Consider the following 740-nt stretch of genomic DNA (forward strand, 5'->3'; position numbering starts at 1 on the left):
CGCCGCATACCGTTTCCGCGTAACCTTGCCCATAAAACCCGTCCTCGTTCAGGCCAGATGATAGCTTATCGCCCTGTCCGAAAAATGGGGACCACTTCTCATCGATCCGAGTTCGGACTATTTATAGCCAGCCAATCAGCATGATACTATAGCGCATGAAGTCGATAATCGGTCCTGCGGATCAAACCCGCTGGTTGACTTACCTTCAATGTCTAATATTTCTATTCGTCACGCAACATCGTCTGTGCTGGATCCGTTCTTAAGCTGATGTGGTCTGCCGACCATCTCTTAAGGCTTTCAGCCTGCTGAACTGTCATAGATTGATCTGAGATCACTTCACACTCGATCAACTCAATATCATGCCAAGCCTTAGCCTCCTCGGAAAAGCACTTTTCACGAAACGCCTTTACGATACCTCGCTTTGCAGACTCAGCCGCTTGATTCGCCACGTCAGGATCATTTTCCGTGCTGTAAAGCAGATAGATAGCCAGAGCATAGGGCTCTGAAGAGGTCTCCCGAAGGATTTCCTCCCCTTGGTCAACGTCAAAAAAAACAGCTGCAATCGTGGAAGGGTAATCCCCCCATTTTTAGTGGGGCATTGAATGAGAATTCAGGCAGCTGTTTTTAGTTTCTGGGCGGGGGTTAGCCCGCTGTTCCCCATGTTGGGTCTGTCATGGTTATATGTCCAGAGCCATTGTGTTGCGACCTCCTGCACGTCCTGAATGCTTTCAAACAAATAC

General features: G+C 48.8%; 1 pseudogene. It reads right to left on the reverse strand.

The window, feature by feature from the left end:
* Positions 1-610: 610 nt before the first annotated feature.
* A pseudogene (locus tag CFR72_RS18230) lies at positions 611-740 on the reverse strand (IS3 family transposase); the annotation flags it as partial.

This window comes from Gluconacetobacter entanii, assembly GCF_003206495.1.
In the GTDB taxonomy this organism is placed as follows: Bacteria; Pseudomonadota; Alphaproteobacteria; order Acetobacterales; family Acetobacteraceae; genus Novacetimonas; species Novacetimonas entanii.